The sequence below is a fragment of the Flavonifractor plautii ATCC 29863 genome (assembly GCF_000239295.1).
Taxonomy (GTDB): domain Bacteria; phylum Bacillota; class Clostridia; order Oscillospirales; family Oscillospiraceae; genus Flavonifractor; species Flavonifractor plautii.
In genome coordinates this window covers 1-3476 of record NZ_JH417767.1, presented here as the reverse complement: position 1 = coordinate 3476, position 3476 = coordinate 1, and the positions used below count along the sequence as shown (strand labels likewise).

The following is a 3476-nucleotide window of genomic DNA, read 5'->3' as shown; positions in this document are numbered from 1 at the left end:
GCCATACATGCGGCGCTTTTTGTTTTATCGGGCGGAAAAGGCTACCCACGCCGTTTCCCTCCGGTCATGTTCCCCACTCCGGAGGAAGGGGGGCCTTTTTAGGGCCTCCGAAATCTCCGGATACTCAGGGTTCACTCAGGCTTCGTTCGGGGCTTTTCTCTCTGTTCGCTCGTTGTTCGTTTCTTTTAGGGTCTCCCCAATCTCCCAATTTTCTCAGGCTTCGCTCTTGGTTCGTGCCCTCTTATAGAGGTCGGATTCTCCCGGCTTTCTCCCGGCTTCACCGATACTCCCGCAGCACTTGGGATACCCTGGGATGCCGCAGCACCCGCAGGGCTGCCGCCTCCAGCTTGCGGACCTCCTTCTCCGGTACGCCGGTGGCTGTGGCTATCTCCGCCACGGTCTGGCCCCGGTAGTAGCGCCGCCGCACCACCTCCCGCTGCTCCGCCGGGAGTGCGCCCAGGGCGTGGCCGAGGATGCCGTGGAGCTGCTGGTGGTCACTGTGGGCCTCTGCCTCCTCGATAGCTGCGGCCCCCGCCGGATCTTCCACTACGGCCTCCAGGGTGTCCGCGTCCGGGTCGTCGCTCAGTGGCGCGTCCAGACTGAGGGCCCGGTCGAGCGGGTCAAGGCGGTCGCGCTGTGTCCGTTGCCCTGTGGCCTCTGTAAATGCCGCCTTGAGCCGCAGGGCGTATACGGAGAGCAGGGGCCCGTCCGCCTCTCTCCACCGCTCCAGCGCGTCCAGGAGGGCTATAAACGCCTCTTGCTCCAGGTCGTCCACCGTGACACCCCGCCCGAACGCTGCCCACCTCCGGGCCCGCCAGAGGGCAAAGCGCCGCACCCGGGCCCACAGCTCTGTAATTCTGCCCCGCTCTCCCGCTCGGATCTGCAGGGCCAGCTCCTCGTTGGTCATTGTCTTGCTGCCCCCTTTGTGGTAAAATGTGGGTGACAGCTTCACACTCCACCACACCGGGGGCCGCTCTTAGATTGTAACAGATGATACAATCTTGGGGCGGTTCTTTTTTAGGGCATTACAAATCTCACCATACACGCTGCTTTTTAGGGTGTCCGAAATAGCCTGATACTCAGCGTTCGCTCTTTGTTCGGCCCTGCCCAGCTCCAGGCCAAGCCGGGCCCCCTCAAAAAACGCGTTCCGCTCCGCCTCTACAGTCTGGGCCACGGTCAGCCTGACCAGCTCGTCGTTTTGCTCCACGGTGAGGGGCAACTCCGCGATATAGTCGCTCAGCTCCTTCGCTGCGGTCAGAAACTCCGGCCCCCGCTCGATGGTCAGCCAGATATCCCGATCACCCCACATGGTTTCTACTGGTACGAAGTCCATAGTGCTTTTCGCCTCCTCCCGCATTTTTAGGGCCTCCAGAATCTCCGGATAGAACACAAGTTTTCACAAGCGCTTGGGAATTTGAAACGGGGGGCAAACACCCATTTCTAAACTTTTTCGTGCTCAGAGGCCGCCTGTCGGTCTTGCGTGTCCGCCCATAAAAGGAGAGAGGGGGCCGGGGGGATAAATTAGCCCCCATCTGTAGGGGAACGAAATTGGCTCCCCCCTTTGGGCCTGATGCCAGCCGTCCGGAAACCGGACGGTTGCGGACGCTTTTGTTTGTGACTGTTGCGCTGGTGGCGCGTCCGAAAAACGGACGCACCGGCACACCTGGGGCCGCCCTTCTCTCAACACCCTTCCGCCATACAGAAGCCACGCGCGGCCAGCGCGGCGGGAATATCCTTTGGCATGGTCAATCCCATTTCTTCCGCATATTCTTCCAGATATCCCGGCGACAGATATAAGGCTTTCCATACGCCATCTTCTACACACTCAGCTAGAGCGGTCAGCCTGCACCCTTTTTGTGCGGCCTCCACCTTTATTGATTCCACCAGGGCCTCATCTGTCCCCGCCGGGTGGTGTAAGGTCAGAATCTCTTGGTGAAGATCACGGCCAGCTTTGTCCTTGTAGTCAACCATCAGATGGCGACATCGGGGAGCATAGTCACCGAGCGGGCTGGTTAGGGCATCCACCACCCGCTCCATTTCAGAAAATATATTATTCATTCAAAACTCCTTCAAAAAAAGGGGGGTATCGTTGACCGTTGATACCGTTGGAACCGTTGATACCGTTGCAGAGCCTCCTTAATTTTACCAATTTACCAACGGTATCAACGATAGCAACGATACCAACGGTTGTTTTTACCCCCAAAAAAACGGGTCAAATTGAGCTTGCTCCAGTTCTTCAAACTGCGGGGTAGTGTTGGAGTAAAACCTATGTTTTCCTCCGCCGCTCCCGTTCCTTTTGCGTTCATATACAATCCCGTCATTATCAAGCAACAGATTTGCCATGTCTCTCAGCTTGTTTGATAGTGCTTTAGGGCTGTTTGCCAACGATGTGCGGGCAATAAACCGACCAGCCTCCAAAAGTTGCTGCGCCGTGCCCTCCCATCCCTCTGGGGATTGCTCCACCAGCTTCTTGATAGTTTTGACAAGCGGGCTTTCCTGGTACTCTTGGCGGGCTTGCTGTTCTGCAAACCAGTCAGCATCCCCCAGGTTTTCCCAATAACAAGTATCCTTGTTGAACCGTAGAACCGTGTCGCTGCTCTCCACATCACGGCCCACCACGGAAAAGGTGGCGTTGCTGTCCCCGCGTTTCTCCTTCGTCAATACCATTGTGGTATCAGCGGCACCCATGATACCGTTTGTACCGGAAATCATGTTGAAAGGGTCGCCGTCGTCCTTCATCTTGCGGAGGTGGTGGACAAGCAGCAGAGCCACATTGTGCTGATCCGCAAAAGCTTTCAGCGCCCCTACTTCCCGATAGTCGGCGGCATAGGCCCCCTCTTTCCCGTGGGAGGCCCCGCGCACCCTCTGGAGGGTGTCAACGACAATCAGACCGGTGTCCGGGTGCTTCTTCAAAAAGTCCTCCAGCTCATTGAACAGGCCGCCGTCAATGGGATTTGCCATCGTTGCAAAATGAAATCCGGTGGGAGCGGTTTTCCCGGCCAGCAGCTTGTTCATGCGGGTTTTTAGGCGGCGCTGGCTGTCCTCCAGGGCCAGATACAGGCACCCGCATTGATTTGTTGTGTACCCCAGGAACCGGCCGCCAGAGGCCACCGCAAGGCAGAGGGCCAGCACCATCCAGCTCTTGCCGTACTTCGGCGGGGAGGCCAGGATATTCAGCCCAACGGAAAGCAGCCTGTCCACAATAAACTTGATGGGCGGCAAGTCCTTCTGTTGAAGATCGGCAGCGGTGATCGTCTCCAGCGTCGGCCTGTTCTGGTCACAGGAGGGTTCCCACTCCGGTGTTGCGCTGATAAGCTGCGCTATCATGGCGCAAGCCTTTTCCTCACCAAATTGGAGGAGCATATCAGACACATCTCCATGCTCTGGAATTTCAGGCCACACGCGGGAAAGGTCTAATACCTTCACACTGGAACCAGCCCCATGAAGGGCGACGGCGGTTTCCTGGGCATAGTCCT

General features: G+C 57.6%; 4 protein-coding genes. All 4 read right to left on the bottom strand.

All coding sequences use genetic code 11. The annotated features are described in order from the left end of the window. Positions 1-277: 277 nt before the first annotated feature. Positions 278-907 (bottom strand): RNA polymerase sigma factor, encoded by a 630-nt coding sequence (locus tag HMPREF0372_RS09350; RefSeq protein ID WP_007491387.1) that lies wholly within the window; start codon positions 905-907, stop codon positions 278-280. Positions 908-976: 69 nt separating this feature from the next. Then, the gene (locus HMPREF0372_RS09345) at positions 977-1333 is read right to left on the bottom strand and encodes a hypothetical protein (protein ID WP_155116999.1); all 357 of its coding nucleotides are present in this window, start codon (positions 1331-1333) and stop codon (positions 977-979) included. 347 nt (positions 1334-1680) lie between these two features. After that, positions 1681-2058: a hypothetical protein gene (locus HMPREF0372_RS09340; RefSeq protein ID WP_039997104.1), complete on the bottom strand. Its 378-nt coding sequence runs from the start codon at positions 2056-2058 to the stop codon at positions 1681-1683. A gap of 135 nt (positions 2059-2193) precedes the next feature. After that, positions 2194-3476 (bottom strand): AAA family ATPase (locus HMPREF0372_RS09335; RefSeq protein WP_007491379.1); only part of this gene is annotated, 1283 nt, incomplete at its 5' end.